General features: G+C 35.2%; 1 protein-coding gene. It reads right to left on the reverse strand.

Annotated features, from left to right (window positions below; genetic code table 11):
• Nucleotides 1-357: transposase family protein (locus tag ACTQZM_RS12025; RefSeq protein ID WP_441653898.1), on the reverse strand; the 357-nt coding region annotated here is incomplete at its 3' end.
• Nucleotides 358-489 lie beyond the last annotated feature (132 nt).

The following is a 489-nucleotide window of genomic DNA, read 5'->3' on the forward strand; positions in this document are numbered from 1 at the left end:
ATCAACGATGTTTGTCGTAGCGGAAAACGTTTGTCCGCACGCTTTACAACGATAACGTTGCTTGTATAAACGCAGGTAGGTCGGCACATTTTGATAAGGAATCATTTGAATCAAACTAGCTTTAGGCGTATGCTTAATAACCGTACCTGACTTTCCACAAGAAGAACAACAATGGGGATTTTCAGGGTAGGAAAGCAAACCAGAAAAGACTTTAGAAAGCACGCCATGGATCTTCTCATTAGAAAATGCGTAAGCATAATCAGGAAAAGTAATATGCTTATCCTTAATATTTAGGATATTTTTGATAAGATTCGTTGTACTTGCACAAGTTTTTTTGATATTATGTAAGGAAGACATCATGTTTCACTCCTTAATGGTTTTGGTCGACTTAATTATAGAGGAAACAGATGTCTTTTTCTATTGTTTCAAACAAAAAAGATATTCAGCGTTATCCTCAATTTGAGTAACAACACTAAATATCATAGAACC

It is taken from the genome of Enterococcus cecorum (genome assembly GCF_052119425.1).
In the GTDB taxonomy this organism is placed as follows: domain Bacteria; phylum Bacillota; class Bacilli; order Lactobacillales; family Enterococcaceae; genus Enterococcus_E; species Enterococcus_E cecorum_C.